Annotated in this window: 22 protein-coding genes; 17 read left to right on the top strand and 5 right to left on the bottom strand. The window is 64.4% G+C overall.

Annotated elements, in window-relative coordinates; genetic code table 11:
- The 11 genes from F600_RS0108470 to F600_RS0108420 all read left to right on the top strand — a co-directional run.
- The coding region (locus F600_RS0108470; protein WP_018159165.1) for an ABC transporter permease at positions 1-417 on the top strand (417 nt) is incomplete at its 5' end.
- Positions 418-427: 10 nt separating this feature from the next.
- Positions 428-1,885, top strand: coding sequence for an MlaD family protein (locus F600_RS0108465; RefSeq protein ID WP_026306309.1), 1,458 nt, complete (start codon positions 428-430; stop codon positions 1,883-1,885).
- Entirely contained in the window at positions 1,885-2,925 is a 1,041-nt protein-coding gene (locus F600_RS0108460; RefSeq protein ID WP_026306308.1) for an MCE family protein, read from the top strand. The genes F600_RS0108465 and F600_RS0108460 overlap by 1 nt, the downstream gene beginning before the upstream one ends.
- Positions 2,925-3,959 carry an MCE family protein gene (locus F600_RS0108455; protein WP_026306307.1) on the top strand — a complete coding sequence of 345 codons (1,035 nt, stop codon included), beginning with the start codon at positions 2,925-2,927 and terminating at the stop codon, positions 3,957-3,959. The genes F600_RS0108460 and F600_RS0108455 overlap by 1 nt, the downstream gene beginning before the upstream one ends.
- Positions 3,959-5,068: an MCE family protein gene (locus F600_RS0108450; protein ID WP_040630925.1), complete on the top strand. Its 1,110-nt coding sequence runs from the start codon at positions 3,959-3,961 to the stop codon at positions 5,066-5,068. The genes F600_RS0108455 and F600_RS0108450 overlap by 1 nt, the downstream gene beginning before the upstream one ends.
- 20 nt (positions 5,069-5,088) lie before the next feature.
- The gene (locus F600_RS0108445; protein WP_162141402.1) at positions 5,089-6,150 is read left to right on the top strand and encodes an MlaD family protein; all 1,062 of its coding nucleotides are present in this window, start codon (positions 5,089-5,091) and stop codon (positions 6,148-6,150) included.
- On the top strand, positions 6,147-7,550 hold the full coding sequence (locus tag F600_RS27505) for an MlaD family protein (protein WP_018160170.1): 1,404 nt from the start codon (positions 6,147-6,149) through the stop codon (positions 7,548-7,550). The genes F600_RS0108445 and F600_RS27505 overlap by 4 nt, the downstream gene beginning before the upstream one ends.
- A gap of 206 nt (positions 7,551-7,756) precedes the next feature.
- The gene (locus F600_RS27500) at positions 7,757-8,347 is read left to right on the top strand and encodes a hypothetical protein (protein ID WP_018160169.1); all 591 of its coding nucleotides are present in this window, start codon (positions 7,757-7,759) and stop codon (positions 8,345-8,347) included.
- A gap of 12 nt (positions 8,348-8,359) precedes the next feature.
- Positions 8,360-8,911: a hypothetical protein gene (locus tag F600_RS0108430; protein WP_018160168.1), complete on the top strand. Its 552-nt coding sequence runs from the start codon at positions 8,360-8,362 to the stop codon at positions 8,909-8,911.
- 16 nt (positions 8,912-8,927) lie between these two features.
- Positions 8,928-9,494, top strand: coding sequence for a hypothetical protein (locus F600_RS0108425; protein ID WP_018160167.1), 567 nt, complete (start codon positions 8,928-8,930; stop codon positions 9,492-9,494).
- Between the two features lie 193 nt (positions 9,495-9,687).
- Positions 9,688-10,506 (top strand): crotonase/enoyl-CoA hydratase family protein, encoded by an 819-nt coding sequence (locus F600_RS0108420; RefSeq protein ID WP_018160166.1) that lies wholly within the window; start codon positions 9,688-9,690, stop codon positions 10,504-10,506.
- 13 nt (positions 10,507-10,519) lie between these two features.
- On the opposite strand, the gene F600_RS27495 is transcribed toward F600_RS0108420, so the two are convergent.
- Positions 10,520-11,077 (bottom strand): ribonuclease H family protein, encoded by a 558-nt coding sequence (locus tag F600_RS27495; RefSeq protein WP_018160165.1) that lies wholly within the window; start codon positions 11,075-11,077, stop codon positions 10,520-10,522.
- Between the two features lie 26 nt (positions 11,078-11,103).
- Positions 11,104-12,291 carry an L-2-hydroxyglutarate oxidase gene (gene lhgO, locus F600_RS0108410; protein WP_018160164.1) on the bottom strand — a complete coding sequence of 396 codons (1,188 nt, stop codon included), beginning with the start codon at positions 12,289-12,291 and terminating at the stop codon, positions 11,104-11,106.
- Between the two features lie 186 nt (positions 12,292-12,477).
- On the opposite strand from lhgO, the gene F600_RS0108405 reads away from it, so the two are divergent.
- The 4 genes from F600_RS0108405 (at position 12,478) to F600_RS27490 (ending at position 16,364) form a co-directional block, all read left to right on the top strand.
- On the top strand, positions 12,478-13,176 hold the full coding sequence (locus F600_RS0108405) for a Clp protease N-terminal domain-containing protein (RefSeq protein ID WP_018160163.1): 699 nt from the start codon (positions 12,478-12,480) through the stop codon (positions 13,174-13,176).
- A 135-nt stretch (positions 13,177-13,311) separates the two neighbouring features.
- Entirely contained in the window at positions 13,312-13,647 is a 336-nt protein-coding gene (locus tag F600_RS31875; protein WP_162141401.1) for a hypothetical protein, read from the top strand.
- A complete protein-coding gene (locus F600_RS0108395) occupies positions 13,613-14,935 on the top strand; it encodes an alpha/beta fold hydrolase (protein WP_018160161.1) in 1,323 nt (440 codons plus the stop codon). Before F600_RS31875 ends, F600_RS0108395 begins: the two co-directional genes overlap by 35 nt.
- Before the next feature lie 70 nt (positions 14,936-15,005).
- On the top strand, positions 15,006-16,364 hold the full coding sequence (locus F600_RS27490; RefSeq protein ID WP_018160160.1) for a lipase family protein: 1,359 nt from the start codon (positions 15,006-15,008) through the stop codon (positions 16,362-16,364).
- On the opposite strand, the gene F600_RS0108385 is transcribed toward F600_RS27490, so the two are convergent.
- Together F600_RS0108385 and F600_RS0108380 are read right to left on the bottom strand one after the other, a co-directional pair.
- Complete coding sequence (locus F600_RS0108385; RefSeq protein WP_162141400.1) at positions 16,305-18,428, bottom strand: MMPL family transporter; 2,124 nt, start codon at positions 18,426-18,428, stop codon at positions 16,305-16,307. The genes F600_RS27490 and F600_RS0108385 overlap by 60 nt on opposite strands.
- Positions 18,429-18,481: 53 nt before the next feature.
- Complete coding sequence (locus tag F600_RS0108380) at positions 18,482-20,353, bottom strand: ABC transporter ATP-binding protein (protein ID WP_026306305.1); 1,872 nt, start codon at positions 20,351-20,353, stop codon at positions 18,482-18,484.
- A 214-nt stretch (positions 20,354-20,567) separates the two neighbouring features.
- Between F600_RS0108380 and F600_RS0108375 the strand changes: the two genes are divergently transcribed.
- Both F600_RS0108375 and F600_RS0108370 read left to right on the top strand, forming a co-directional pair.
- Positions 20,568-21,743: an HNH endonuclease gene (locus F600_RS0108375; protein WP_245541495.1), complete on the top strand. Its 1,176-nt coding sequence runs from the start codon at positions 20,568-20,570 to the stop codon at positions 21,741-21,743.
- A 25-nt stretch (positions 21,744-21,768) separates the two neighbouring features.
- Positions 21,769-24,459, top strand: coding sequence for an FAD-binding and (Fe-S)-binding domain-containing protein (locus F600_RS0108370; protein ID WP_018160156.1), 2,691 nt, complete (start codon positions 21,769-21,771; stop codon positions 24,457-24,459).
- On the opposite strand, the gene F600_RS30240 is transcribed toward F600_RS0108370, so the two are convergent.
- Positions 24,432-26,654: a sensor histidine kinase gene (locus tag F600_RS30240; RefSeq protein ID WP_156024490.1), complete on the bottom strand. Its 2,223-nt coding sequence runs from the start codon at positions 26,652-26,654 to the stop codon at positions 24,432-24,434. The genes F600_RS0108370 and F600_RS30240 overlap by 28 nt on opposite strands.
- Positions 26,655-26,659 lie beyond the last annotated feature (5 nt).

Raw genomic sequence — 26,659 nt, 5'->3', positions numbered from 1 at the left:
GACGCGTTGGACGTCATCGCCATTAGGCCCCTGCCCTACCTGGTCACCACCCGCATGATCGCCGCCATGATCGCGATCATCCCCCTCTACGTCATCGGCCTCGCGGTCGCGTACGTGTCCTGCCGACTCACCGTGCAAATCCTCGGCGGCACCTCAGCCGGCACCTACATGCACTACTTCCACGCCTTCTTCCTCACCCAAGACATCTTCTGGTCCGTCATCAAAGCCATCGTCTTCGCCGCCCTGTGCACCTTCATCCAGTGCTACTACGGCTTCTTCGCCTCCGGCGGACCCGAAGGCGTCGGCGTCGCCGCCGGCCGCGCCATCAAAATGTGCTTCATCGTCGTCGTCTTCGCCAACATGTTCCTCACACTCGCCATCTGGGGCATCACCCCAGGCATCCGGATCTCGGGATAGGGGTGAACTGATGCTCATTGATCCGAGTGGACGCGGACCCACGATGCGCCAGCTATACGTGGCTGGCATCGCAATGTTCCTCATCATTGCGGTCGCACTCACACTGCTGATGTTGCGCTACGTCGGCTTCTTCGATAAGTACGTCCCGATCAACGCGATCATGAAGACAACCGGCGACGGCCTCATGCCGAAAGCGGACGTCAAGTACAAGGGCGTGCTCGTCGGCGAAGTCGACTCCGTGAAGTCGACTGAGGGTGGCGCTAACCAGGACGTCTCGATTCACCTCAAGCCCGAGTTCGCGGATTCGATCCCCTCGAACGTCACCGCCCGAACCGTTCCGTCCAACGTGTTCGCGGTCAACTCGATCGAGCTGCTCGCACCGGAGACGGCCTCGAACAAGACGCTCGCCTCGGGTGACGAGGTCGCCCAGGACACCAGCGTCGAGACCACGGCACTGCAGTCCACGCTGACCGACGTTCGGACGCTGCTCAAGGCGATCCAGCCGGAACGCCTCGGCAACATCCTCAACGCGATAGCCGGCGGTCTCGATCCGGAGGGCCGTGTTCCCGGATCGACGCTCGAGCGACTCGACCGCGTTCTCAAGGCGCTCGACGACGGAACTCCGACTGGTCAGGACCTCCTGGCCAGGACCTCGGCTGGTTTCGCCGCGCTCAATGTGTCGATGCCGCAACTCATCGATGGCCTCGCGGCCTCCGTCACGACCAACCTGACCCTCATCGAGAAGCAGACCCAGTTCGAGAACCTGCTCTTCGCCGGTGTTTACGCCTTTGACTCGGCGCACGACCTGTTCGCTCGGAACCCCGACCTCGGCAAGGTTCTGGTTCAGTCGACCGCGGTCGTCTTTGACAACCTGTCCGCTGACCAGGGTGCGTTGAACGCCTCGATTCCGGAACTCGACAAATCCTTGATCGGCATCGTGGGAGCGTTCAAGAAGTCCGGACCGTGGGCCCCGCAGCCGTACCTGACCCAGGTCGCGAACATCTCGTTCACGCCGTTCCGTCCGTACGTCCGGGCCGACTGCCCGCGCTACGGCGACATGGAAGGGCCAAGCTGCTACACCGCTCCGATCCACGGTGACCCCGGTTACCTGCCGGAGAACATGTACCCGCACTCGTTGGGCCACAACGCGGACGCCGCCGCCAAGGGCAACGTGAACGAAGCCGGACCACTGGCGCCGTTCCTGCCGCCCAAGGGCGACAGCCACGGCGCACCCACGGCACCAGCGGCTCCGAAGGCACCGAGTGCCAAGAACCCGACTCCGTTCCCGTGGATGGTTCCGTCCGCACCCGGCACGAAGCCGGCGAGCTTCACTCCCGCGTCCTTCACCGGCGCGGCAGCGATGGAAGCACTGCTCGGCCGGGCTCCCAGCCCACTCGAGTACATGCTGATTGGCACCGCCCTGCAAGGCGGATACATCACGGTCAGCCCAGGGGAAGGAGCGGTTTAGTGAGTATCCGGAAACCACTTATCGGCTTCACCGCCTTCATGGTGCTGGCCGTCGCACTAACGGTTCTGATCTATTCGACCCTGCAGCGCCAAGTCGTCGGGGCGACCAACGACTTCCACGCGAACTTCAGCAACGTCATGGGACTCAAGGTCGGCGACGACGTTCGTATCGCCGGTGTCCGCGTCGGCCGTGTCGACAAGATCGCGCTGAAGCACGACAACAACGTCACACCGTCGGACTATGCGACCGTCGACTTCCAGATGGAGAAGGATCAGAAGATCTTCAAGAACACGAAGGCGCTGGTCCGGTATCAGAACCTCATCGGTCAGCGGTACGTGGCACTCGAGATGGGCGAAGGCTCGCCGGAACCCCTCCCCGTCGGCGGCACCATCCCGATGAAGAACACCGAACCGTCCTTTGATGTCTCGGGACTGCTCGGCGGCCTCCAGCCACTGTTCAAGGTCATGGACCCGAAGGCTGTGAACTCCATGTCGGAGACGTTCGTCAACGCTCTCCAGGGCGACAAGCTGTCGCTGAGCAACTTCGTCGTCCAGGCAACCGCGTTGTCCAAGACGTTCAGCGACCGGGACCAGATCCTTGGCGACCTGATCGAAAGTATCGCCAACGTCACCCAAGGCCTCGCGAACCGCAGTGGCCAGCTCGACACGCTGCTGGCGCAGTCCCGTGTCCTGATCCAGGGTCTATCCGATCAGGGTGCCTCGCTCAAGGACGCCACGGACCGGCTAGCCAACACGAGCACCGACCTCGTCAATCTGATCACCACGATCCGGCCGGCGCTCAAGGACGCCCAGGACTCCGCCACAGGCGCTCTCAACCTGCTGATCGCGGACGGTCCGAAGTTGGATCGACTCGCGGTGGAGGCTCCGCTGGTCCTGACGGACCTAGCTCGCATCTCAAGCGAAGGTGCGTACCTGGGAATCAATGTCTGTCTGTTGGACGTCTCGCTGTGGGGTGTCATCTTCCCCCGCGGCCTCTTCGAGCAGATCGGTGGATCGAGTCATTCGGAGGTGTGCCGCTAATGGCAATCCCAAGACCAGATTTCAAGGGCCAGAGAATGTTCTGGCTCGGTGTAGCGGGTGTCATCCTGATCGGCGTGCTGATCCTCGGCTCGTCGGCATGGAAGGTCGCCGGTATCGGGCAGAACAGCGTCAAGGCCGAGTTCGAGCAGGCCGCCGGGATGAAAGCCGGCCAGAAGGTCAAGACCGCCGGCATCACCGTCGGTTCGGTCAAGTCCGTGGCCCTGGAAAACGACCATGTGGTGGCGACCTTGGACCTGGACAAGGACGTCGAGCTGGGTCCGGACGCCAAGGCAGTGATCAAGCTGTCAACGATCCTCGGTACGCAGTTCATCGACCTCACGCCCGGTAACGGCAAAGGCCTCCCCGATGACCGGATCAAGCTCAGCAACACGGAAGTTCCGTTCTCGCTGGCCAAGCTCGTGTACGGCACCGACCAGGACCCGAACTCCTTCGACCCCAACAACCCGAACCAGTTCGACAAACTCGAGAACATCGACACCAAGAAGCTTGCTGAGGCTCTCGACGCGGTGAACCACCAGTTCGGCAAGAACCCGCAGGATCTGATCAATTCGCTTGACGCCCTCGGCGTCATCGGAAACGTCGTTGCCAAGCGGCAGGAACAGTTCGACAAGCTGCTGAAGAACACAGACTCGGTGAGCCAGCTGCTGAGCGAGAACCACAACAGCGTGCTGTCGATCGTCACGCAGGGCCAGGAGATCTTCACGGCCATCGAAGACCGCGAGACGCTCATCAGGAATTTGCTGGACAACATCGCACAGATGTCCGCGCAGCTCCAGCAGATGGGTATCGACAACGCCGACCAGTTCGGTGGTCTCATCGACCAACTCAACACGCTCGGCCAGGGTCTGACGAAAAACCGGGACAACCTCGAGCGACTGTACGAGATCTTCCCCGTCACCTTCCGCCAGCTCGCCAATGCCTCCGGAAACGGTAACTACATCGAGGTGTTCGCGCCTTGGCTGTTCCCAGACAACTGGCTGTGTGCCGTCAACGTGATTCCGGGGTGCCGCTGATGAATACAAGACTGACCACCCTCGCTCGGGTCGCCGCAGTCGGCGTCCTCAGCCTGGCCGCCGCGAGCTGCTCGGCTCTCCCAGACTCCGCAAATGCGGCGCTGACCGGGCAGAACCTTTACAGCGCCGACTTCTCCAACGTTGCCGGCATGTATGAGGGCAACGAAGTCGACGTTCTCGGTGTCCCGGTCGGCGAGATCCAAAAGGTCACGCCGATGGGCACGTTCGTCCGGGTCGAATTCTCGGTCGACAAAAGTGTGAAGCTGCCGAAAGACGCTATGGCAGCGCTTATTTCGCCCGGCATCGTGACGAACCGGCATGTCGAACTCGTCCCCGCGTACAGCGGTGACGGGCCGACTCTCGAGCCGGGGGCACACCTTCCGCTCAGCCGGACGCGAACCCCGATCGAGCTTGAAGAGGTCCTCAACACCTTGGACCGAATCGGTAAGGACCTGCAGGGTACGGCCGGAAAGGACCAGCTCGGACCGCTATCCGGTCGAGTCGCCTACAACGTTCTGAACGGACAGGGCGATCATCTGCGCGAGATCATCGACAACTTGTCGAAGTCGCTGAAGGTCGGTATCGACAACAAGGACGCGGTCGGCAACATCATCGTCAACCTCAACGAGTTGACGCAGATCGTTGCCGAGAACGACTCGTCGGTCCGCGATCTGTCCAAGAACCTCACAAAACTCACCAACCTGCTCGCCGAGCAGTCTCCCGGCCTTGAGGCCACACTCAACCAGGTCAACGCGTTCCTCAAGAACACCTCGACCGTGCTCGAGGCGCACCGTCCTCAGCTCAAGGAATCGCTGGTCAACCTGACCTCGGTGTCCCAGCAGCTGCAGGACAACGCCCGGAAGCTCACGGAGACTATTGACGTCTTGCCGTTGACAATGCAGAACCTCGGCAACGCGGTCAGCGTCCAGGACCGATCGACCCGAATCCACTTGAACTTGGACAAGGAAATCCTTGACGGTGAGCACATCGCAGTGTTCTGTCAGCGAATTCTGATGCACGCCGACGGCTGCCGCACAGGTCGCCTGAAGGACTTTGGACCGGACTTCGGTATCACCGAGGCCATGCTGGGAGTGGTGAATCTCAAATGAAACTCAGGCAAGGGCTCATCATGACTTCGCTGGTCGCCGTGACCAGCGTGACCGTGGCCGGCTGTGGTCTCAGCGTTTCCGATCTCCCGATGCCGAAGCCGAATCCGGCGGGCGAGGGCTATACGATCACGGCTGACTTCGACAACGCACTCAATCTGCCGACTGACGCAAAGGTCAAGTCCGGTGGTGCCGACATCGGGTCCGTCGAAAACATCTCGACCAAGAACTACAAGGCCTCAGTCGAGATGAAGATCAAGAAGGAAGTCATCCTGCCCGAGGGAACGACGGCGGAACTTCGCCAGGCAACTCCACTCGGTGACGTCTTCATTTCGCTGACCCTGCCGCCGGCGGATCAAGCCGGACCGCCCATCAAGGACGGTGGCAGGCTGGACAACACGCACACCAAGGCGGCGGCGACCGTCGAGGAACTGCTGTCGCAAGCGAGCATCCTCATCAACGGTGGCGCGTTGACGCGCGCGGTGGACGTCCTGAACCAGATCAGCTCGGCCGTGGCCGGCAAAGACCAGACTCTGGTCGATACCTTGAACCGGCTGACCTCGATGATCACCACGATCAACGGGCGCACCGAGTCCCTCGACGGCACACTCAATCAGACGACCGAGCTCATGAACACGCTGAACAACAACAAGAAGAAGCTCGGCGATGTTGCCGACTCTCTTCCGGGCACGATCAGCGTCCTGGCGACGAACAACCAGAACCTCGGGAACGCGGTCCGCTCGACGGCGCAGGCTTTCGACGCTCTGGGCGACTTCTCGGCGACCAGCACCGGTGCGATGAACGTCCTGTTGCAGAGCACCGACAAGATCACGACAGCGGTCAACGTCTGGGACGATCACCTCGCGGGGCTCGCGGACAAGATCCACGCCTTGGAGCCGCGGATCCGCGTCAACACCGAGAGCAGCGCGGTCGGCACCGACCTTGTCCTTGGGGCGCTGTCAATCGGTGTCCTCTACGACACCGGAAGCCGCTTGCCGACTCTGGGTGACGTGAACCTCCTGGTCATCAGCATGACGTACATGCTGCAGAAGGCATACGCCAAGTTCGCAGGGAGCAACCGATGATCAAGAATTTGCTCGGTCGAAAGGTTATGCTCGCCAACCTCGGTCTCGTCCTGCTGCTCGTGGTCGGCGCCGGCTACCTGTTGGTGGCGATCATGCGCATCAACCCGCTGGAGCGGTTCAACACCGTGTCGGTCGACCTCAACCGATCAGGCGGTCTGCAGCCGGGTAACGACGTCACCTACCGCGGTCTCCGCGTCGGTCAGGTCAAGGATCTCAAGATCACGCCGACCGGTGTTCAGGCCGAAGTCGAGATCAACAAGAACTACAACATCCCCAAGGATGTCGATGTCTCGGTCCAGGCACTTTCGGCGGCCGGCGAGCAGTACATCGACTTCAAGCCGAAGACCGACAGCGGACCGTACCTCACCGACGGCGCGCATATCGATTACGGGACGAACGTCAAGACGCCGCAGCCGTTGTCATCGGTTCTCGACAACCTGACGAACCTGGTGAGCCAGATCCCGCCGGACCGCTTCGACACGATCGTCAGCGAGCTCGACAAGGCCTTCAAGGACGGCTCAGCCCCACTCCACACCGTGGTGTCGGGTACCTCGATCGCCATCGCCGGCTTCGACGGCCTGCTTCCGCAGACGAAGGGGCTCATCGACAACCTCAAGGTCATCCTGGGCACAACCTCTCTGGCGCAGCCCGACCTGGGAACGCTGGCGGCAAACTCGCAGACCATCTTCGACAACCTGACGAAGGCAAACGCCGAGTTGCGAAAGTTCCTCGACAACGCACCCGGTGAGACCACCTCTCTCGGTGACACGGTCAACGACATCGCCGACCCGGCAACCGAGTTCACCCACACGTTCGCGCGAATCATGAAAGCGGCGACGGTCCGAGCACCGGCCTTCCGCGCCCTGTTCCCCGCCATGGCCTTCGCCGGCCAGCGCCTGCAGATTCCGTGGCACCAGACCATCGCCGGTCCTCCGGGTCGTTTTGACTTCCACGTCATGGGTGACATCTGGATCCGGCCGAACTGTGAGTACTACGTCCAGCCGCGTGACCCGAAGATCCCGCAGGATCCACGGGTGCCGCTGTACAACTACTGCCTCGAGCCGAACATGCCGGCGACGCAGGTCCGCGGTGCGGCGAACGCACCACGACCGCCCGGACCCGACAACACGTCCGGCCCGCCGCCCGGCATCACGCCGAACGGCTACGAGCACGGCACGACGGGTTGGGAAGACCCGAAGAAGCTGACCCAGTACGACCCGAACTGGAAGCTCACGCCATTGACATCCGTGTCGTGGCACCCGAACGTGCCGAAGGATCTGCCCCCGTTCGACTACCGCGCTCTGCCTCCTGGCGGAGCCGTGGAGAACCCGGAGGCCTTCTTGGCGCCGATCCCGCTCATCGAGCCGGACAAGCACTCAGGTTCCGGGCCGCCCCACTAGAAGGCACGAACGCCCCGCCGGTTATCCGGCGGGGCGTTCTGCGTTTTCGGGCATGTTTTCCTGCACGTTCGTACTCAGGTCTCGGCCTGCCCACAGCTTGAGCACCGTTTCCTAACTAAACGACCTGGTGTGATGTCGAACACCGTTCGGGCTGGCAGCATCAGCGCAGATGCCCTCTTGGGCGCTCCAAAAATCGAGGTGAACTGATGACTGCGACACTCGACACAAAGGCCGACGAGGCAGGTAAGAAGGCCAAGCGGAAGATCTCGCTGCCTCGGCCGACTCTGCCCGATTGGTCCCGCAGGCAGTGGGCGGCGTTCGGCGGTGCGAGCACCGTTGTCCTCGCCTCACTGGGTGTGGCCGGCACATCCCTGTTCTTCTGGAACCAGGATTCAAACCTTCGTGACGCGTACAGCGCAGCGCAGAAGGCGGCTTGTGCCTATGCACCCAAGCTCGAGAATTACGACTCCAAGAACCTAGACCCGTTCTTCAAGGACCTCATCAACGGCGCGACCGGGGAAGCCAAGAAGGAATTCGCAGCGACGGCCGCGTTCCAGGAGCTACGGAACACCCTCGTGCAGGCCAAGGCCACGTCGCACGTCGATGACGCGCAGTGCGGCGTTCGCGGCGGCACGACTGACCAGGTCGATGTCGTGGTCGTGATGTCGGTCCGCTCGGGCAGTGTGGGGACCCAGGGTCAGATGGTTCCGAAGCAGGTCGGCGTTGTCGCGACGATGTCACTCATCGACGGCAAGTGGCTCTGCAGCAAGGTCGACGTGCCGTTCCTGACGAAGTAGCGGCACCTTTTCATGACCAAGTCCGCGACCCTCCAGCGACGCCGGCCCGCGCCGGCGCCCGAGCCCGCACGCGATGGCCACCCGGTCACCGCGTTGCTCGCCGTGCTGTTGGCAGTCGTGACTATCGCAGCGGTGTACTTCTTCGTGCAGAACCAGTCGAAGTCCGCCGCACAGAGTCGTGCGGCGGCCGGCGAACAGGCACGTCGGGCGGCTTGCTACTACGTGCCGGAGATCGTCACCTTCGACTACCGGAACCTGGATCCGTTCTTCAAGAAGATCCTCGACGGCGCGACCGGCGAGTGGAAGAAGGACTTCTCCGACACCGCCGACCGTATGCGGGACGTCCTGACTCGATCGCAGATGGTGTCCGGAGCCGGCGACACCGAATGCGGCCTCGTCGAGTCGGACGGGACGACCGCGACGGTTGTCGTCGCCGTCGCGCAGAGCCTCAAGACCTCCGCCGATGCCGCACCGCGACCCGCCCAGGTTGCGATGGTCGCCGAGATGGAACTGCACGACGGTACGTGGCTCTGCACCAAGCTCAACGCTCCAATGTTCGACTGACCCGAGAGGACGGGGAATGACCCTCACCGATGACATAGACACACTCGAAGAAGCAGCACCCGCAACCGCCAACGCCCAGCCGAAGGATCGGCGCTGGCTGTTCTGGACGCCGCTCGCAGTCTCGGTCGTGCTGATCGTGGGCCTCATCGTGGGTATGTTCGTCCCGCTGCCGGTTCTCGGCGGCAAGGCGCAGTCCGAGCTTTCTGCGCAGCAGGAAGCGCGCAACGAGATCTGCGCCTATGCCCCGATCCTGGCGACGTACAACTACCGAAACCTTAACGACTACTACGCGAAGGTCCTGTCGCGCGCTTCGGGCGACTTCAAGTCGCAGTTCCTCAAGGGACAGAGCGAACTCGGCAACTGGCTCAAGCAGGGTGAGGTCTCGTCGCGGGCGACGGGCACCAGCTGCGGCGTCGACACCTCGACCGGACACCTGCGGATCGTCATCGGCATCAGCCAGTCCATCATGTCGATCGCCACGGGCGGCAGTTCCATGGACACCACGCTCTCGGTCGTCGCGACGGTCGAGAAGCAGGACGGCAAGTGGATGGTCACCAAGGTGGACGGTCCTTTGGTGAAGTAAGCGGGTAACCGCCACAAACTTGGCACCCTCAGGCAGTCGACTCGCCGGTCTCTCCTGCCTGAGGGTGCCATCTTGTTTTTCGGGTCTCGTGGGCCCCGCGTTTCGCCTCGAAGCGCTCTGATGTCTGTTCGTGAACTCGCTGTGGCTGGCTGGATATGCTGGCGGCCAGTGCTCACCGGCGAGGGGAATTCGGATGTGGAAAGCATTCACAGTTGAGACCAAGGATCACGTCGCACAGGTGACTTTGACCGGCCCGGGTAAGGGCAATGCGATGGGTCCCGATTTCTGGGACGAGTTGCCGCAGATCTTCCGTCAGTTGGACCGGGACCCGGAAGTCCGGGCGGTCGTCCTCGCCGGCTCCGGCGCACACTTCTCCGTCGGCCTCGACCTCAAGGCGGCCGCCGGATTCATCGCGCCGCTCGTCGGCAGCGAGAACGCCCTCGCCGGCCCACGGACCGAATTCCACGACATGGTCAAGCGGTGGCAGGGCTCGGTGACCGCGGTAGCCGAATGCCGGAAGCCGACTATCGCGGCGGTCCAGGGCTGGTGCATCGGCGGCGGCGTCGACCTCATCGCCGCCGTCGACATCCGGTACGCCAGCGCCGACGCGAAGTTCAGCGTGCGCGAGGCGAAGATCGCCATCGTCGCCGACATCGGTTCCCTCCAGCGCCTCCCCGCGATCATCGGGGACGGGCACATGCGCGAGCTCGCGCTCACCGGTAAAGACATCGACAGTGCTCGCGCGGAGAAGATCGGGCTCGTCAACGACGTGTTCGCGACCCCTGAAGAGTGCCTCGAAGCGGCGCACGCGACGGCTCGAGAGATCGCCGCAAACGCTCCCCTGACTGTGCAAGGCGTCAAGGACGTTCTCCACCGGCAGCGCGCGGGCGCCGTTGCCGACGGCCTGAACTACGTCGCCGCCTGGAACGCGGCCTTCTTCGCGTCGAAGGACTTGCTCGAAGCCATCGGCGCAGTATTCGAGAAGCGCACCCCGAACTTCACGGGCGAGTGATCAAGCGCGGATTCTAGAAAAGCGTCAGGTCGTTGCCCGGGAAGAGAGCCATCTCTTCTGCGGGCGCACCGACCAGCACGGGCGTCTTTCGGGGTTCGATGACGATCGGTTCCTCGACCACAACGTCTTCGACCACGATCTCGTCGCGGACCGCACGTGCGGCTTCCCCGGCGAGCTGGTCGGCCTGCTCGTTGTAGTAGTTGCCGACGTGGCCGCGCACCCAGCGGAAACGGACCGGACCCTTGCGGGAGTTGATCGCCGAGTCGATCCCCTGGATGAGTTCGAGGTTCTTCACCGGCTTGCCGTCGGCGGTACGCCAGTTCTTGCGCTTCCAGCCGTGAATCCACTCGGAAGCGCACTTGATCGCATACTGCGAGTCGCTCTCGATGAGCAGCGGCTCGTCTCCGCCATGGGCGCGAATCGCCTCGAGAACTGCACGCAGTTCGGCGATCTGGTTCGTGCCGACCGGCGCTCCGCCGCTGGCCGAAGGGCCGTTGTGGTTGACCCACGCCCAGCCGATCGCCCCGCCCGGGTTCTTCAGACACGATCCGTCGGTGCTCACGATGATCACGTCGATCAGCCTAAGGGCGGCGGGTCTCAGCCCAGTAACTCCGCGACGACGTGGCGCGAAATCGGCAACGCAGAAGTCGCGGCGGGCGACGGCGCATTGAGGACGTGGAGCATCCGAACGGTCCTGACCAGCATGAAGTCGTGCACGAGGGTGCCGTCCTTCAAAACCGCCTGCGCGCGAATTCCGGCGGGACGCGGCTGCAGGTCGGACAGCTCGAGTGACGGGCAGTATTTGCGGCATTCAGCCAGGTAGCCGCGCTTGAACGCCGAGTTCCGCAGCTCCCGGACGCCGGTCCGGACGTGTTGTCTACCCATTCGGTAATTGCCGCGGAAGCGCGCCATCTCGCCGAAGTCCCGCCGATTGAAGCTCCATTTCCGGTAGCCCTCGCGCGCGAGTCCGAGCACCGCGTTCGGTCCGACGGTGAGGCTTCCGTCGATCGTCGGGTTGAGGTGAACGCCGAGGAACGGCAGGGCTGGGTCCGGGATCGGATAGATGAGGTGGTGGACGAGACCCGATCTCGCAGTGGGCAATTGGTAGTACTCGCCGCGGAACGGCACGATCTGACAGCCGGGGTCGACGCCGGCGAGCTTCGCCAGCCGGTCTGCCTGCAGGCCGCCGCACACGACCAAGTGCCTCGCAGTCCACACCCGATCGCCCGCACGAATTTCGACGCCATCGGACGCCTCTCGAATGGCGGTCACCGCAGTTCCGAGCACGATCTCGCCGCCTGCCGCCTGGACCAGTTCCCCGAGCTTCCGAGTGATCGCCGGATAGTCGACGATGCCGGTGTCCGGGATGAAGAGTGCACCGGTCCCGCGCACGTTCGGTTCACGTTTGCGCAGCTCCGCGGCATCAATGAGCTCGGCGCGAATGCCGTTGACGCGGGCCCGTTCGTCGAGCCGCAGCATCCGGGCGTACTCGGCCTCGTCGGTCGCGACCAGCAGCTTGCCGCGGACATCGAGCGCGATGCCGTGTTCCTTCGCGAATTCCTTTGTCGCCGCGGCACCTTCGCGGCAGAACCGGGCCTTCATACTGCCCGGCTCGTAGTAGATGCCAGAGTGGATGACCCCGCTGTTGTGGCCGGTCTGGTGAACCGCGAGCGCGTTTTCCTTCTCCAGCACGACGAGCGATGCCCCCGGGCGCTCGGACAAGAGGCGGTGTGCAACCGCCAACCCGACGATGCCGCCGCCGATGACGCAGAAGTCGTAGGACATAACTTGCATTGTGGCCGAGCACGCAATGACCCCACGAAATCCGCACCCCTACTTGCCAGAAACATCACGGCCAGCGACAAGTTAGGGGTACTTCTACGCGAATGGGGTGCAGATTTGACCGGCACCTCGGGCGCTACTGTCAAGAGACGGTTGACAGTGCCTTCCTGTCAACCTAGCCTTGACACCATGACGAGCGACGCAATGAAGAACATCCGACTGGACGAACTCATCGAAGGCATCCGCCGTGGCTACCCGGAAAAGCCTCTCGAGCAACTGACCGCAGCGGTGATGATCGCCGACCACATCGGCGAGGTCTCCGACCACCTGATCGGCCATTTCGTCGACCAGGCCCGTCGCAGCGGCGCCTCCTGGACGGACATCGGAGGCTCGATCGGCGTCACCCGCCAGGCCGCGCAGCAGCGCTTCACGCCCAAGGAAACCGAGAACATGTTCACGCGCTTCACCGAAAAGGCGCGTTTGGCGATCGTGACCGCACAGGAGAAGGCACGGAAGCTCGGTAACACCGACATCCAGATCGGGCACCTCATCCTGGGCCTCACCGCCAGCCCGGACAGCCTCGCAATCAAAGCCCTTGCGGCGCAGAACGTCTCCATCGAGCAGTTGACCGAAGTGGCAACCGGCTCGATCAATCCAGCGGCCGAGGGCGCTGAGATCCCGACGATGATCCCGTTCGACGGTGCGTCGAAGAAGGCGCTCGAACTGACGGTCCGCGAAGCACTGCGTCTCGGCCACAACTATGTGGGTACCGAGCATCTACTTCTCGCCCTCATCGACCAGAGCAGCGGAGTCTTCGGAACGCTCGGCGTCGAGGCGGCCGCGACCGAGGAGTTCCTCCTCAACGCACTCAAGTCGGTCCAGCCGTAACCGACGCCTCCGCCTTGACAGGCGACCGAGCCGCCATAATTCTACACGATGTAGGAATTGGTCCGAGGTCAACCGAAGGCGGAGCAGGTGCCGGTATCGCCCACCCCAACAGCGACGAGACAAGACCCTGGGCGCGTGGCTGCCGCACGGGCCCGAGTGCGCAATTCGGCAATGGCCGGCCGAGTCCGCTCACTTAGCGCGGCAGCCCTCCAGGTCGAAACGACGCTCAACCAGCTGGACGACTTCACCCGGTTGGGCACCTCTACGATGCAGCAGTTCTCCGAATTCGTCACCGAGGCCGACAACCTAATCCTTCGCCTCGGCCGGATCATCACCCTGATCGAACTCGTTCTCGCGCCAGCCATTGCATTCCTACACGTTGTAGATTACGTTCCTACACATTGTAGGAAAAAGCGATATGCAGGAGTGGCACAGCGTGACGGCCAACGAATCGCCCTGGTGGCTCAGTGAGAACGACCAGCAGTACGCCCGCCGTCGCCCGTCGATGGCACGTCAGGTTCTCGGCCTCCTCGGCCTCAGTTTCGGCGCCGGAGCCGCCGCTCTCATCGCGCTCGGCGGCGCTGCCTACGTGCTGTTCCGGATCGGGGGCAAAGAGGCCCTCCTGCCAGCAGGAATAGGTGTCGCCGCAGTCGTGTTGACCGGCGGCGCATTGGCGCTGGGCCTGGTCTACGTCAATTCGTTGTCCTGCGGATCGCCCTACGACCAGATTCCAAAATCCGAGCGACTGGCCCGGCAGATCCAGACACGCGACCGCGTACTTTTGCGCACCGAGGTGGAAGGGCCCGCCAACGCGACCCGCACGATCGTGTTCGCGCATGGAATCTGCAATGACATGCGGGCCTGGCATTTTCAGCGAGCGGCCATCCCCGCCGACTGCCGTGCGGTGTTCTACGACGCCCGCGGGCACGGCCGATCCGGAAACGGAAAACTCGACAACAACGTTCCCGGCCTACGCGTTCTCGCCGACGATCTCGCGACCGTGATCGATAAGTGCGCCCCGACCCGCGAGTTGGTCCTCGTCGGTCACTCCATGGGCGGAATGACCATCTTCGCGCTCGCGGCGATTCGCCCGGACATCTTCGCCCGGGTGCGCGGTGTCCTGATTCTGGACGCGACCCCCGGTCCGGCCAAGGATGCCGTCTGGTTCGGCCTTTCCTGGATCTTCCGGCCCGTCGTGTGGCTCATCCAGAAGTACGCCGCCGCAGTGGCCCGACTGTCCGGTCTTCTGCCGGCATTCACCCTTCGAATACTGGGGATGGGCCCCTACCTGCTCGCGATGCGCTGGCTCGCCGTCGCCGGAAACGACAGCGTCGATCTCACCGCTCGACGCCTCACCGCTCGGATGGTCTACGAATCGAATCCACGCCGATATGCCAGCCACATCGCGGGAATCTTCGAACACGATGAACGACCCCACCTCCGGCGGCTCGCGCCAATCCCGACGACGATCATCGCCGGCGAAAAGGACCGACTGGTCAGGCCTTCGAGCTATGACGGCTGGCTCCACGCGCTTCCCGAAGCACGGTTCGTCTCCGTGCCGGACAGCGGACACATGACGATGTTGGTCCGCGCCGATCTCGTCAATCGGGAACTGGAACTCTTGGTAGACCGGGGCCGCCCGGCGGCGATCCCGGCGGACACCGCGCCTGCGGAGCAAGCCCCCGCCGCTCTGGCTTTGCCGCTGCCGGTTTCGAGCGCTGTCAGGTGGATGTACCGCCAGATCGTGTCGACTCCGTAAGGGGCGCGGGCATTCTTCGTCGAAGCGCTACATTCGGTAGTGAAGTAACGATGCTTCCGAGTGGGGTGCTATGAGCGTCAGCGTTGAGCTCAGCGAGTTCGGTGCAACGACCGCGCCGGTCGCGCCTGCCGAGCGCAGGCGATGGGACCTGCGTAAACGCCCTCTTCTCCCCGCCGACGATCCGTTCTACCGACCGCCACGCACGTTCGCGGCGCTGGAACCAGGCACCGTGATTCGCACCCGCTACGTTCACGTCGCGGCGCTCAGTGTCGTGCCCCAGCGGATCGACGCAGTTCAACTCCTCTATCGCAGCACCGACCTCGACGGTCACCCGGAAGCGGCCGTCACGACCGTTCTGCTACCGCGGGGCGCAGACCCCGCGGTTCCGCGTCCGGTCGTGGCCTACCAGTGCGCGATCGACGTCGTGACGTCCCAAGGATTCCCGTCCTACCTGCTGCAACGCGGCGCCAAGACGCTCGGCTCCGCGGTGCCCATCGAGTTCTTCTTCATCGGCGCCGCACTCCGCAAGGGCTGGGCGGTCGTGGTCACCGACCACGAAGGCCTTGACGGTCGATTCGGTGCTCCGCGCGAACCGGGTTACCGCGTCCTCGATGGTCTGCGCGCGGCGATGAACCACGGGGTCATTCGCTCCGACGTCCCGGTCGCGGCGTGGGGATACTCCGGTGGCGGCATGGCGACGTCGTGGGTGGTCGAAATGGCGGGGACGTACGCCCCGGAGATCAACCTCGTCGGCGGCGTCCTCGGTGCACCGGTCGGCAATCCGCACAACGCCTTCTGGCGGCTCAACGGCACGTTCCATGCCGGGCTCGCCGCGTTGGTGATCGCCGGGATCCGACCCCGCTACCCGGCGCTGTCCGCGGTCATCCACGACCACGTGACGCTCGAAGGTCGTCGGCTACTGGATCTCGCCGGTCGGCTCACCACCGTCGGTGCCATTCTGCGGTTGGCCCACACCGACTTCGACGACTACGTCGACGAGCCGCTCAAAGAGTTGCTCGGCACCCCCGAAGTCGTCGCGGTCCTCGATGACCTGCAGCTTGGCACACACAAACCGTCGTGCCCGCTGCTCGTCGTGCAGCCCGTCCACGACCAGATCATCTCGGTCACCGATGTCGACGGTCAGGTCGAGCGCTACATTTCCGCCGGTGCCGACGTCACCTACATTCGGGTTCAATTTGCGGAACACCTCAGCGGGTTGCCGCTCTCGGTGCCGACCGCGCTGGAGTGGATCAGTGCTCGAGTCCAGGGTCGTCCGACCACACCAGGTATCCGCACCGTCTGGACATTCCGGTCCAGGCCGTTCGCCTACGCGTCGTTGTGTGCCACGACGGTCCGAATGCTGATCGGACTACCGATTACCCCGGTGGTGTCGGCCGGCATCGGCAAGCTTTTCCGCAGGTTCCGGTAGCTTCCACACCACGGGACCGGCGAGCGTCATGACCGCCGGAACGAGCAGCAGACGCATGAGGACCGCGTCGAGGATGACGCCCACGCCCAGTCCGATGCCGAGCATGCGCATCGGAGCCAGGCCGGAGGTCGCGAACGCCGCGAGGACGACCGCCACGATGATGGTCGTGCCGACGATGATCGGAGCCGACACCCCGACTCCCTTCGCCACGATCGTCGCCGAGGAATTGCCCTCTTCGCGTTGCTCGCCGATCGCGCCGATGAGGAAGATGTGCCGGTCGATCGCGAAGAAGAACGCCACGACCAGCATCAACATCGTCATATCGACATCGATGCCCGTCGGGAACAGATAGACCACGGCACCGACCATCGCGGTGAGGGTCAACCCGCAGCTGACCACGGCGAGAAGGCCGGTGACAACGCTCCGGCTGAACCACAGCATGACCAGAACGACGAACGCGGCGAGCAGGCCGCCGGCCACGGGCAGCCACTTGACCAGCGCGTTCTTGGCATCGAGGATCGATGCCGCACCGCCCGTCACGAGCGGTTCGCTGGGCGCTGGCATGCCGCGGAGGTAACGCACGAGTTCGATCGCGCGGGAATCATCGCCGGGATACTTCATCCCGACACTCAGCACCGAGCCCTCCGGAGAGGCCAAGCGCTTGCTCTGTTCGAACGGGGCTTTGACGAGCATGCCCATCGCGTACGAGCCGGTCGCAGCGTCGACGCGAACGACACCGTCGACCTTGGACAACTCGGTCGCATAGTTCGAGACTTCGGTCGTGCGTGCCGACGCGTCGACACCCGGCAGCACCACCATGACGCTTCCCTTAGGACCACCCATCCCCGCATTGATGGCGTCGGTCGTGGCGCGCACCGAGTTCTCGGTCGGCAACACCTTCTCGTTCGACTCCGCGAAGTGGATGCCATGGGCAGCCGGCGAGGCAATGACAATCGCCACGCCAGTAGCAATCAGTGCCGGCAGCGTCGGCCAGCGCACAATCGCCCGGCCGAGCCCGTCCCACCGAGCGCCGATCCCCCGCGTCAGCAGCCCGGTGTTGAATCGGTTGATTCGGCCACCCAGCAGGGTCAAAACCGCGGGCAGCACCACGAGGGCGCCGACACCTGCGCCGATCGCGCCCACGATGCCCGCGAAGGCGAACGATCGCAACTGCCCCAGCGGGAAGACGAACAGTGCGCACGATCCGACCGCGATGGTCGCGACCGAAAAACTGACCACCCGCAGTGCCGACGCTGCATTGCCCACACGGCGTTGCCGGGAGATGACGTACAGCGTGAAGTTGGCCGCGAGACCAAGCCCGAGCGCGGTCACGATATTGATCGCGAAAACGGACATCGGGGTGAACTGATCGACGACGCGCAGCAGGCCGATACCCACCGAAACCCCGAACGCGCCGATTCCAAGAGTGATGAGCGCCGTCACCGGCCCGAAGAAGGCGACGAGCAACAGCACCACGATCGGCGCGGGCAGTAGGACCGCACGCCAGAGGTCGTGCCGGCTCTGCTTTTCGATCGCAATCTGGGTCGGTACTTCGCCCGTCGGTTCCAGCGTCAGGTCGCCCTGCTTGCCGGTGAACTCGTCCATGAGACGGACGGCCGTATCCCGCTGCTCGGCGCGTGAGCCCTTCAGCGAGATGAGGATCAGCGCGAAGTCTTTGTCCGACCCACGCATGAGTGGGAGCTTTTCCTCGGACCAGTAGGAACCCGCCTCCGTGACGCCGGGAGCGGCCGCGATACGTGCGGTGAGGGCAAGACCCTGCTGCTCCATGGTCGGGTCGTCGACGCCCTTGGGAGTGTCGACCTTGAACAGGAGTTGTGGCCGGCCAACGGTGAAGTCGCTGGTGAGGATCTCGTCCGCGCGGGCGGAATCCGATCCGTCGACCGTGAGGACCGTCGGCGCCATCGAACCCTGCGATCCGAGGCCATAGAACAACGCACCCGCCATGACCGCCAGGGCCAGGAGCAACACGGCAACGGGCGCCCAACTCTTTCGATCGCGCACCGGCCCCGAATCGTGGGGCGCCTCAGCAGCAACATCAGTCACGGCATACATATTGGCTGTATACCGGCATACTGACAGCTACTTCGGGATTGTTGTCATTCCACCGGCTCGGTTTCGAACTGCGTACGGTACAGCTCCTCGTACCGTCCACCGGCCGCCAACAGCTCAATGTGGCTGCCCTGCTCGACGATTCGGCCGTCTTCGATCACCAGGATGCGGTCGGCTGCGCGAATCGTCGACAAACGGTGGGCAATCACCAAGGCGGTGCGTCCATCGAGCGCCTCGTTGAGCGCTTCTTGCACCGCGGCCTCGTTGGTCGAGTCGAGCGAGGCCGTGGCCTCGTCGAGAATCACGACTCGCGGCTGCGCCAGCAGCAGTCGGGCGATGGTCAGTCGCTGCCGCTCACCACCCGAAAGTCGATAGCCGCGCTCGCCGACGACGGTCTCCAGCTGGTCCGGCAGGGATCGCACGAGATCCGCCAACCGGGCCCGCTCCAACGCGTCCCAGATCTGCGAGTCACTGGCTTCGTGCGCAGCAAGGGTGAGGTTCGAGCGAATGGTCTCGTGGAAGAGGTGACCGTCTTGGGTCACCATGCCGACCGTGCGGCGGATCGACTCGGCCGAGAGGTCGCGCACGTCGACACCATTGAGGCGAACCGCGCCGGAGTCGACGTCGTAGAGGCGAGCCACGAGCTGCGCGATCGTCGACTTGCCGGCACCCGACGAACCCACGAGGGCAATGACCTGACCTGGATCGGCACGCAGTGAGATGTCATGAATAACCTGTTCGCCGCCGCGAGTGTCGAGAACGCGGACCTCCTCCAGCGACGCCAGCGAGACCTTGTCCGCGGACGGGTAGGCGAATTTCACGTGGTCGAGTTCCACCGACACCGCGCCGGCTGGAACCGACTTCGCGTCGGGCTTGTCCTTGATGAGCGGCTCGAGGTCGAGGATCTCGAAGACCCGCTCGAAGCTCACCAGCGCGCCCATGACGTCGACGTTCGCGCTGGCCAGCGACGTGAGTGGCGTGTACAGGCGGGTCAGCAGAAGGGCAAGTGCCACTACATCTCCGGCGTCCAACTGACCCTTGATCGCGTAGTAGCCACCGAGTCCGTAGACGAGCGCGACCGCCAGCGACGACACCAGCGTCAGCGAGGTCACGAAGACCGTCTGCAGCAACGCCGAACGCACGCCGATCTCGGCGACCCGGCTCGCGCGTGCCGAGAATTCGGCCGACTCCGCATCGGGACGTCCGAACAGCTTCACGAGAGTCGCGCCCGGCGCCGAGAATCGCTCGGTCATCTGCGTGTTCATCGCCGCGTTCAGGTTCGCGGCCTCGCGCCGGATTCCGACGACCTTGTCGCCCATGCGCCGGCCCGGAATCACGAAGACCGGAAGAAGGAGGAGCGCGAGCAGCGTGATCTGCCAGGAGATCCCGACCATGACCACCAGTGTCAGGATGAGCATGACGATGTTCGACACGACGCCCGACAGGATGTCACTGAAGGCGCGCTGCGCTCCGATGACGTCGTTGTTGAGGCGGCTGACCAGCGCGCCAGTCCGGGTGCGGGTGAAGAACGCGATCGGCATCCGCTGTACGTGATCGAACACCGCGGTGCGCAGATCGAGGATCAGACCCTCACCGATGTTGGCCGACAGCCAGCGAATGATGAGACCCAGAACAGCATCGGCAACCGCGAGCCCGGCGATCAACAGCGCGAGCTTCACGACCACATCGGCAGCCTTGTGGCCGACGATCCCGTTCACCACCTGGCCCGCGAGGACCGGGGTCCACACCGCGAGCCCGGCAGACACGACGCTCAACATGACGAACGCGATGATTTGGTTGCGGTGCGGGCCCGCAAAGGTGCCGACCCGCTTGACCGTCGCCCACGAGAACGGACGCTGATCGTCTACGCCGGACGACCGTTGCATCAGCTGGCGAAACGCCACCATTTCCATACTCACCAAATGAGGGTAGGCCGGGGTACCGACAAGGGCCCACTTTGTTTGCGCTGGGCGTAAACAAAGTGGTGCTGACTAGCCACATTAGAAACTGCACTTAAGTCTCTGACCTGCAGTTATAGGTTGGCCACTTGTCGTAGGTCGCATGTATGTTCGAATGGCGCGAAGCGATGTGATCACAGAGTTTCAGCGCCACGTGGTGGCGCTGGATCGGCATGTGGATAACGCGACTCGGGTCGATCGGGTCGCGCAGATGGAGGAATTGAAGGCGCAGATCTGCGCGGCTCAGGCCATCGATACCGCGGACTTGTACCGCGCGGTGCGGACTGAGCACGCCGCGATGGGGCTGCCGAAAGACAAGCACGGGGTTGGGGTGGCGGCGCAAGTTGCTCTCGCCCGGCGTGAGTCTCCGACGGCCGGCCAAGCGCATCTCACGCTGGCTCGCGCCCCGATGACGGAAATGCCGAACGCGCTTGCCCGCATGCAAGACGGCGTACTGAGTGAATACCGCGCGCAAATCATCCGCCGCGGCATCAGCCATTTGGACGCCATCGACCGCCAGGCGGTCGACACCACCCTCTGCAGTGAGGCATCCCGATTCGCCGGCTGGAGCGACAACCGGTTCGAAACCGAAACCCGCAAAGCCGCCGACCTGCTCGATGTCGAGGCGCGACTGCGGCGGAACAAGCTCGCCGAAACCCAGCGACGAGTCACGGTCCGCACCGCCGCCGACGGCATGGCCTACCTGACCGCCTTGCTCCCGCTCAAGCAGGCCATTGCCGTGAAAGCCACGCTGGCCAAAGCAGCCAAGTGGATCACCAGCGGCGAGCCGAGGACCCCCGCCCAGTACGAGGCCGATTTGCTGGTCGAACGTGTGCTCGGGATCAGTCGCGCCACCGACATCCCGGTCTCGGTTGGGCTCGTCATCACCGACCTGACCCTGCTCGCCGGTGACGATCACCCAGCCCGCGTCCCCGGGTACGGCACCATCCCGGGGCCGATCGCGCGACAGTGGATCCGGGACTCGGTCGCGGCGAGGCTCAAAACCTGGATTCGGCGGCTGTACCTGGCACCCGCCACTGGGGAACTCGTGGCGATGGACTCGCGCAGGCGCCTGTTCCCCCGACCGCTGGCCGAGTTCCTCGACCTGCGCGATGACCGCTGCCGCACACCCTATTGCGGGGCACCGATCAAGCACCACGACCACATCATCCGGTCCCGCCACGGCGGAGCGACCAGCGCCGAAGACGGAGCCTGCCGTTGCGAAGCCTGTAACTACCACAAGGAGGCACCCGGATTCTCCGAGAAACCCATCAACGGCGAAAGGCACACCTTCGAAACCCGAACACCCACCGGACACACCTACGAATCCACCGCACCACCGGTCATCTAGGTCAAGGAGAAATACGCTGAGAGACATGGACGCGGCCCAGGAGTTGAGCCGCCGGATCGCCGGCGAGGTAGATGCTTCGCCGCGACGTCGCGCCGAGTACTCCTCGGACGCCTCCAACTACCGCGTGCTGCCGCAGGCGGTCGTGTTCCCCCGGTCGAGCGAAGACGTCGCGTCGACCTTGGAGTTCGCGTCCGCCAACGGAATTCCGATCACGGCACGCGGTGGCGGCACGTCGGTCGCCGGCAATGCCGTGGGGCCGGGCTTCGTCGTCGACCTCAGCCGGCACTTCAATCGGCTCGTCGACATCGACCCCGACAAACGCACGGCGATCGTCGAACCCGGCATCGTCCTGGCGTCGCTCCAAGCCGCCGCTGCACCGCACGGCCTGCGTTTCGGGCCGGACCCCTCGACGCAGAGTCGTTGCACGCTCGGCGGGATGATCGGCAACAACGCGTGTGGTCCGCGAGCGGTCGCCTGGGGCCGGACCAGCGACAACGTGGTCGAACTCGAGGTCCTGCGAAGCGATGCCTCACCGCTGATCCTCGGTCCGGGCACCGCTGGATTCGAAGACTTCACGCTCGCGCACCTGGCGGTGATCCGCACCGAACTCGGCCAATTCGAACGGCAGGGATCGGGCTACGGCCTCGAGCACCTGCTCCCCGAGCGCGGGGCCGATGTCGCCAAGGCGTTCGTCGGATCGGAGGGCACGCTCGGCGTCGTCACACAGGCGACGGTGCGGCTCGTCGAGATCCCGAAGGCGACCGTCCTCGTCATCCTCGGGTACGCCGACATGGCCGAAGCAGCCGTGGACGTCGCAAACTTCGCCCACCTCGGACCGACCGCGGTCGAGGGCTTCGACTCCGGACTCATCGACATCGTGCGGCAGCACGGCCGCACCCCACCTGAGCTGCCGAAAGGCAACGGCTGGCTGTTCGTGGAGCTCGCCGGCGACACGTTTGCCGAGGCGATGGCGGTGGCCCAACAGGTCGCCGCCGGGCGGACCGCACGCATCGTTGCCGACCACGCCGAGGCCGTCGTGCTGTGGGCGATCCGCGCGGACGGCGCCGGCCTGGCCGGGCGGATCAACGGTGAACCTGCGTGGCCGGGTTGGGAAGACGCGGCGGTACCGCAACAGAATCTGGCCGCCTACCTGCGCGAATTCGACGACCTGAAGCGCTCGTACAACGCTTCTGGTCTGACCTACGGCCACTTCGCCGACGGCTGCATCCACACTCGCCTGACTCTGCCGATGGCCAAGGCACCCAAGCACTTCCGTGCGTTCATGCTCGATGCGGCCCGACTCGTCGCCAAACACAACGGCTCGCTGTCCGGCGAACACGGCGACGGACGAGCCCGCGGCGAACTGCTGTCGATCCTCTACTCGCCGGAAGTGCTGCGCGCGTTCGCCGAGTTCAAGCACCTTTTCGACCCGATCGGACTGCTGAATCCGGGCGTCATGGTCGATCCCCAGCCGCTCGACACCGACCTTCGGCGGCCACGCAGGCCAGCCGGAAAATCCGCCTTCGCCCTCTCGAACGACCGCGGCGACCTGTCGATGGCCGTGCACCGGTGCGTCGGAGTCGGGAAGTGTCGCGCCGACGCACCCGGCTTCATGTGCCCGAGTTTCCGCGCGACCCGCGATGAGAAGGACAGCACCCGGGGCCGCGCACGGGTACTGCAGGAAGTCATCGACGGCAACCTCTCCTGGTCATCCGATGCGGTTGAGGAATCGCTCGATCTCTGTCTCTCGTGCAAGGCATGTGCCACGGACTGCCCGGCCGGGATCGATATGGCGACCTACAAGTCCGAGGTCCTACACCGTCGCTACCAGCGAAGACTGCGGCCCCTGAGCCACTACTCCCTGGGACGTCTGCCGGCGTGGCTGACCATGGCGACAAGGATTCCGCGCTTCACGAACGCCCTGACGCGAACTCGAACCGCGAAGCGACTGGCCGGCATCGATCCCCGGCGCACTCTCCCGAAGCTCGCGAACAAACGATTCACCCGGTCCGGAACGGGCGAGGTCATGCTGTTCGCCGACTCCTTCACGCGGGCGTTTGCGCCGCAGGTGCTCGAGGCCGCGCGGCACGTTATCGCATCGACCGGCCACTCGGTCGGAGTGAGTCCCGAATCCGCTTGCTGCGCGCTCACGTGGGTCACAACCGGCCAACTGACGACCGCCAAGCGGCGTCTCGAGCGAACCGTCGACGCCCTGTGGCCGCACGTGAGCCGGGGTGGACTCATCGTCGGCGTCGAACCGTCGTGCCTGGCGGCTCTCAAGAGCGATCTACCGGAATTGGTAGACGACGCAAGAGCCCGGCAGATTGCCGCCGCGACCCGCACGCTCGCACAGTTCCTCCTCGAGCAGCCGGAATGGCAGATCCCCGACCTGCAGGGGAAGCGATTCGTCGCCCAACCGCACTGTCACCAGCACGCAGTCTTCGGATTCGCCCACGATCGGTCCTTGCTCCGAAGGGCCGGCGCCACCGTGACCGAAATCAGCGGGTGTTGTGGCCTGGCGGGCAACTTCGGCATGGAAACCGGGCACTTCGACGTGTCGATGGCGATCGCCGCCAACGGAATCGGACCGGCCCTCGCGACGGGCGAAACCCTGCTCGCTGACGGCTTTTCGTGCCGCACGCAAGCCGCACAGCTCAATGCACCCGCGCTCACCCTCGCCGAAGTGCTCTACGCGGCGATGGGTACCGGCAGATGAACCCGTAGCCAGGTGACCGTGTCGGCTACCGTCAGCTGAAACTCGCCGTCCGCCAAGGCATCCCGCACCAGAGCTCGGACGTTGTCGGTGCTGTCGCTCACCACGCTCACGGTCACCGTCTCCTGGGACGACGACACCACCAGCCGAACCCGATTGTTCGAGCCCTCCACCAGGTGATCGATCGCCGCGGCGATCGGTTCGATGTCCTGGTCGGCGAGATCCGGTGGCCGCGACTGGACGTCGAACGTCACGTCAACACCTCGGTCAGCGGCCGCATCGAACACCGGCCGCAGACGCTGCATGAGGGGATGCTCGAACGAGTCTGCCTGCGCGAAGAGCCTGCGCAGACGCGAGTACTCGGCCTGCGCCCGCTCTTGGACCCGCACGTCTCCGGCCTGAAGCGAACGATCGGCCAACCCGCGGAGCAGAACGATGACCTCGGTCGTCAGTCGTTCGAACCGCTTCCGGTAGTCCTGCTGCAGGGCTTGTTCCACCGCGAAACGCGTTTCCGCGGCGTGCTGCCCGCGACCGAGGTCGTCGGCCCGGTGCACGGCTTCGGCGAGCAGCCAGCCACAGAACAAGCCCGCGAACTGCATGCTCGCGATCGCCGCGAGGTTGTAGCCCGCCCACTCGATGACCGGCCCGCTCGGATCCCGCCACACCATGATCACCGTGTCGATGACCCACATCGCGCCGAGGATTGCTGTCCCGATCCAGACTCGACGCCACGATCCGACCCATCCGCACAGCACCGCCACCACGGCCCATCCCACGGCGTTCGTCACCCAGTTCTGCGGGCTGAGGAAGTCCGAGGTCGGCAGCGTGACGAGGTACCAGTGGTCGAGAACGGCCAGCAGCACGACCCACAGCCAGCGTAGGAACATGAACCGCTCGCGCACGAGCAATGTCACCACGACCCACGTACCGAACAGCATCGCAGCGGTGACGGTCGACAGCCCCCACTTGATCCCGTCGACCCCGAACACGATGAGCACCAGTTGTATGAGCAGGAGAACCTGCGCGAACGCGAGCCCGTATTGAAAGCTCCGCAGCACTCGGCCGACATCGGTCGGTGAACTGGCCTCGACCTCGACCGACGGCGCAACCCAGCCCAGCGACACCGTGGTACCCGCACCCGGCGAACTCGAAATCTCAGCTGATCCGTTCGCTCGTCGCATGCGTTCCTCGATCGAAAATCGCAATCCGAATCCGAGCCGGGGTTCGGTGGGATCGAATCCGATCCCGTCGTCGGTCACCGTGACGAGGTCCGGGGTGACGTCCACCTGCACCGAGGTCGCGAACGCATGCCGGTCGACATTGTTGAGCGCTTCCCGAACGGCAGCCATCACCGAACCGGCGATCAACGGGCTGACCACGACCGGTCCCGAACTGCGCACCGTGACCAACGTCCGGCACTCGGCGCCGACCCGCTCCAATCCGGCCACGAGGTCGACCTCGAGATCCGAGCCGACAATGTTCGACGAATCAGTCAGCACGGCGACATCGCGCGCCGCCTGAGTCGCCAGTCGCTCGGGATCGAGCCGGCCCGCATTGGCGACCATGAGGAGCGTCGACGCGGCCGTATCGTGCAGGGTCGCGAACTGTTCTCGCTCGTACCGGATTCGGGCCACCGCAACGCGCTCCCGCAACTGGGCCCGGCGCGCCTCGGCATCCGCGGTATCGCTCGCCGCGGCCGCCTTGAGCACCATCCGACGAATCCACGTAGCCGCCCACCAATTGAGCGCGAAGATCATGACGGTTGAACTCGGTGCCCCGAAGAGGAGCTGATCGCCGACGGCGCTAGACACCGTCACGGCCGCCATCACCGCGAATGACCACCGCTTCTGACGCGATATCGCCACCGAGACGACGACTGGGTACGCGAGCACCCGGGTCACCGACTGGGTGATGTCCGCGACGGTCGCGGGCACGATCGCGAACTCGAGCAGGGCCGCGACGACCACGATCGCGACATCGCACACGAGATAGCGCGCCGACAGGTCACGGCGGCGGAGCCGCCAGACTGACCAGACCACTGTCAGCCCGAAAAGGACAACACCGGTCACCGTGCGCCCGGACTGCGACAGGTAAACCAGCGACACGAGCAGGAATGCGGCGTTCCGCATGACCAGCGCGACGATGTCGGACTGCTGCCGAATGCCAGCTTGAACAAGGCCCGGAACGGGCCGGACCATCGCAC

Source organism: Smaragdicoccus niigatensis DSM 44881 = NBRC 103563 (assembly GCF_000380645.1).
Classification (GTDB): Bacteria; Actinomycetota; Actinomycetes; order Mycobacteriales; family Mycobacteriaceae; genus Smaragdicoccus; species Smaragdicoccus niigatensis.
The sequence above is the reverse complement of the archived record's forward strand: the minus strand, read 5'-3'. Positions and strand labels throughout refer to the sequence as shown.

Coding starts and splice junctions, on each gene's coding strand:
- F600_RS27490 (WP_018160160.1), top strand. CDS start 15,006: ATGAGCGTCAGCGTTGAGCTCAGCGAGTTCGGTGCAACGACCGCGCCG.
- F600_RS0108430 (WP_018160168.1), top strand. CDS start 8,360: ATGACCAAGTCCGCGACCCTCCAGCGACGCCGGCCCGCGCCGGCGCCC.
- F600_RS0108425 (WP_018160167.1), top strand. CDS start 8,928: ATGACCCTCACCGATGACATAGACACACTCGAAGAAGCAGCACCCGCA.
- F600_RS0108455 (WP_026306307.1), top strand. CDS start 2,925: ATGGCAATCCCAAGACCAGATTTCAAGGGCCAGAGAATGTTCTGGCTC.
- F600_RS27505 (WP_018160170.1), top strand. CDS start 6,147: ATGATCAAGAATTTGCTCGGTCGAAAGGTTATGCTCGCCAACCTCGGT.
- F600_RS0108465 (WP_026306309.1), top strand. CDS start 428: ATGCTCATTGATCCGAGTGGACGCGGACCCACGATGCGCCAGCTATAC.
- lhgO (WP_018160164.1), bottom strand. CDS start 12,291: ATGTCCTACGACTTCTGCGTCATCGGCGGCGGCATCGTCGGGTTGGCG.
- F600_RS0108370 (WP_018160156.1), top strand. CDS start 21,769: ATGGACGCGGCCCAGGAGTTGAGCCGCCGGATCGCCGGCGAGGTAGAT.
- F600_RS30240 (WP_156024490.1), bottom strand. CDS start 26,654: ATGGTCCGGCCCGTTCCGGGCCTTGTTCAAGCTGGCATTCGGCAGCAG.
- F600_RS27500 (WP_018160169.1), top strand. CDS start 7,757: ATGACTGCGACACTCGACACAAAGGCCGACGAGGCAGGTAAGAAGGCC.
- F600_RS0108450 (WP_040630925.1), top strand. CDS start 3,959: ATGAATACAAGACTGACCACCCTCGCTCGGGTCGCCGCAGTCGGCGTC.
- F600_RS0108405 (WP_018160163.1), top strand. CDS start 12,478: ATGACGAGCGACGCAATGAAGAACATCCGACTGGACGAACTCATCGAA.
- F600_RS0108445 (WP_162141402.1), top strand. CDS start 5,089: ATGACTTCGCTGGTCGCCGTGACCAGCGTGACCGTGGCCGGCTGTGGT.
- F600_RS0108420 (WP_018160166.1), top strand. CDS start 9,688: ATGTGGAAAGCATTCACAGTTGAGACCAAGGATCACGTCGCACAGGTG.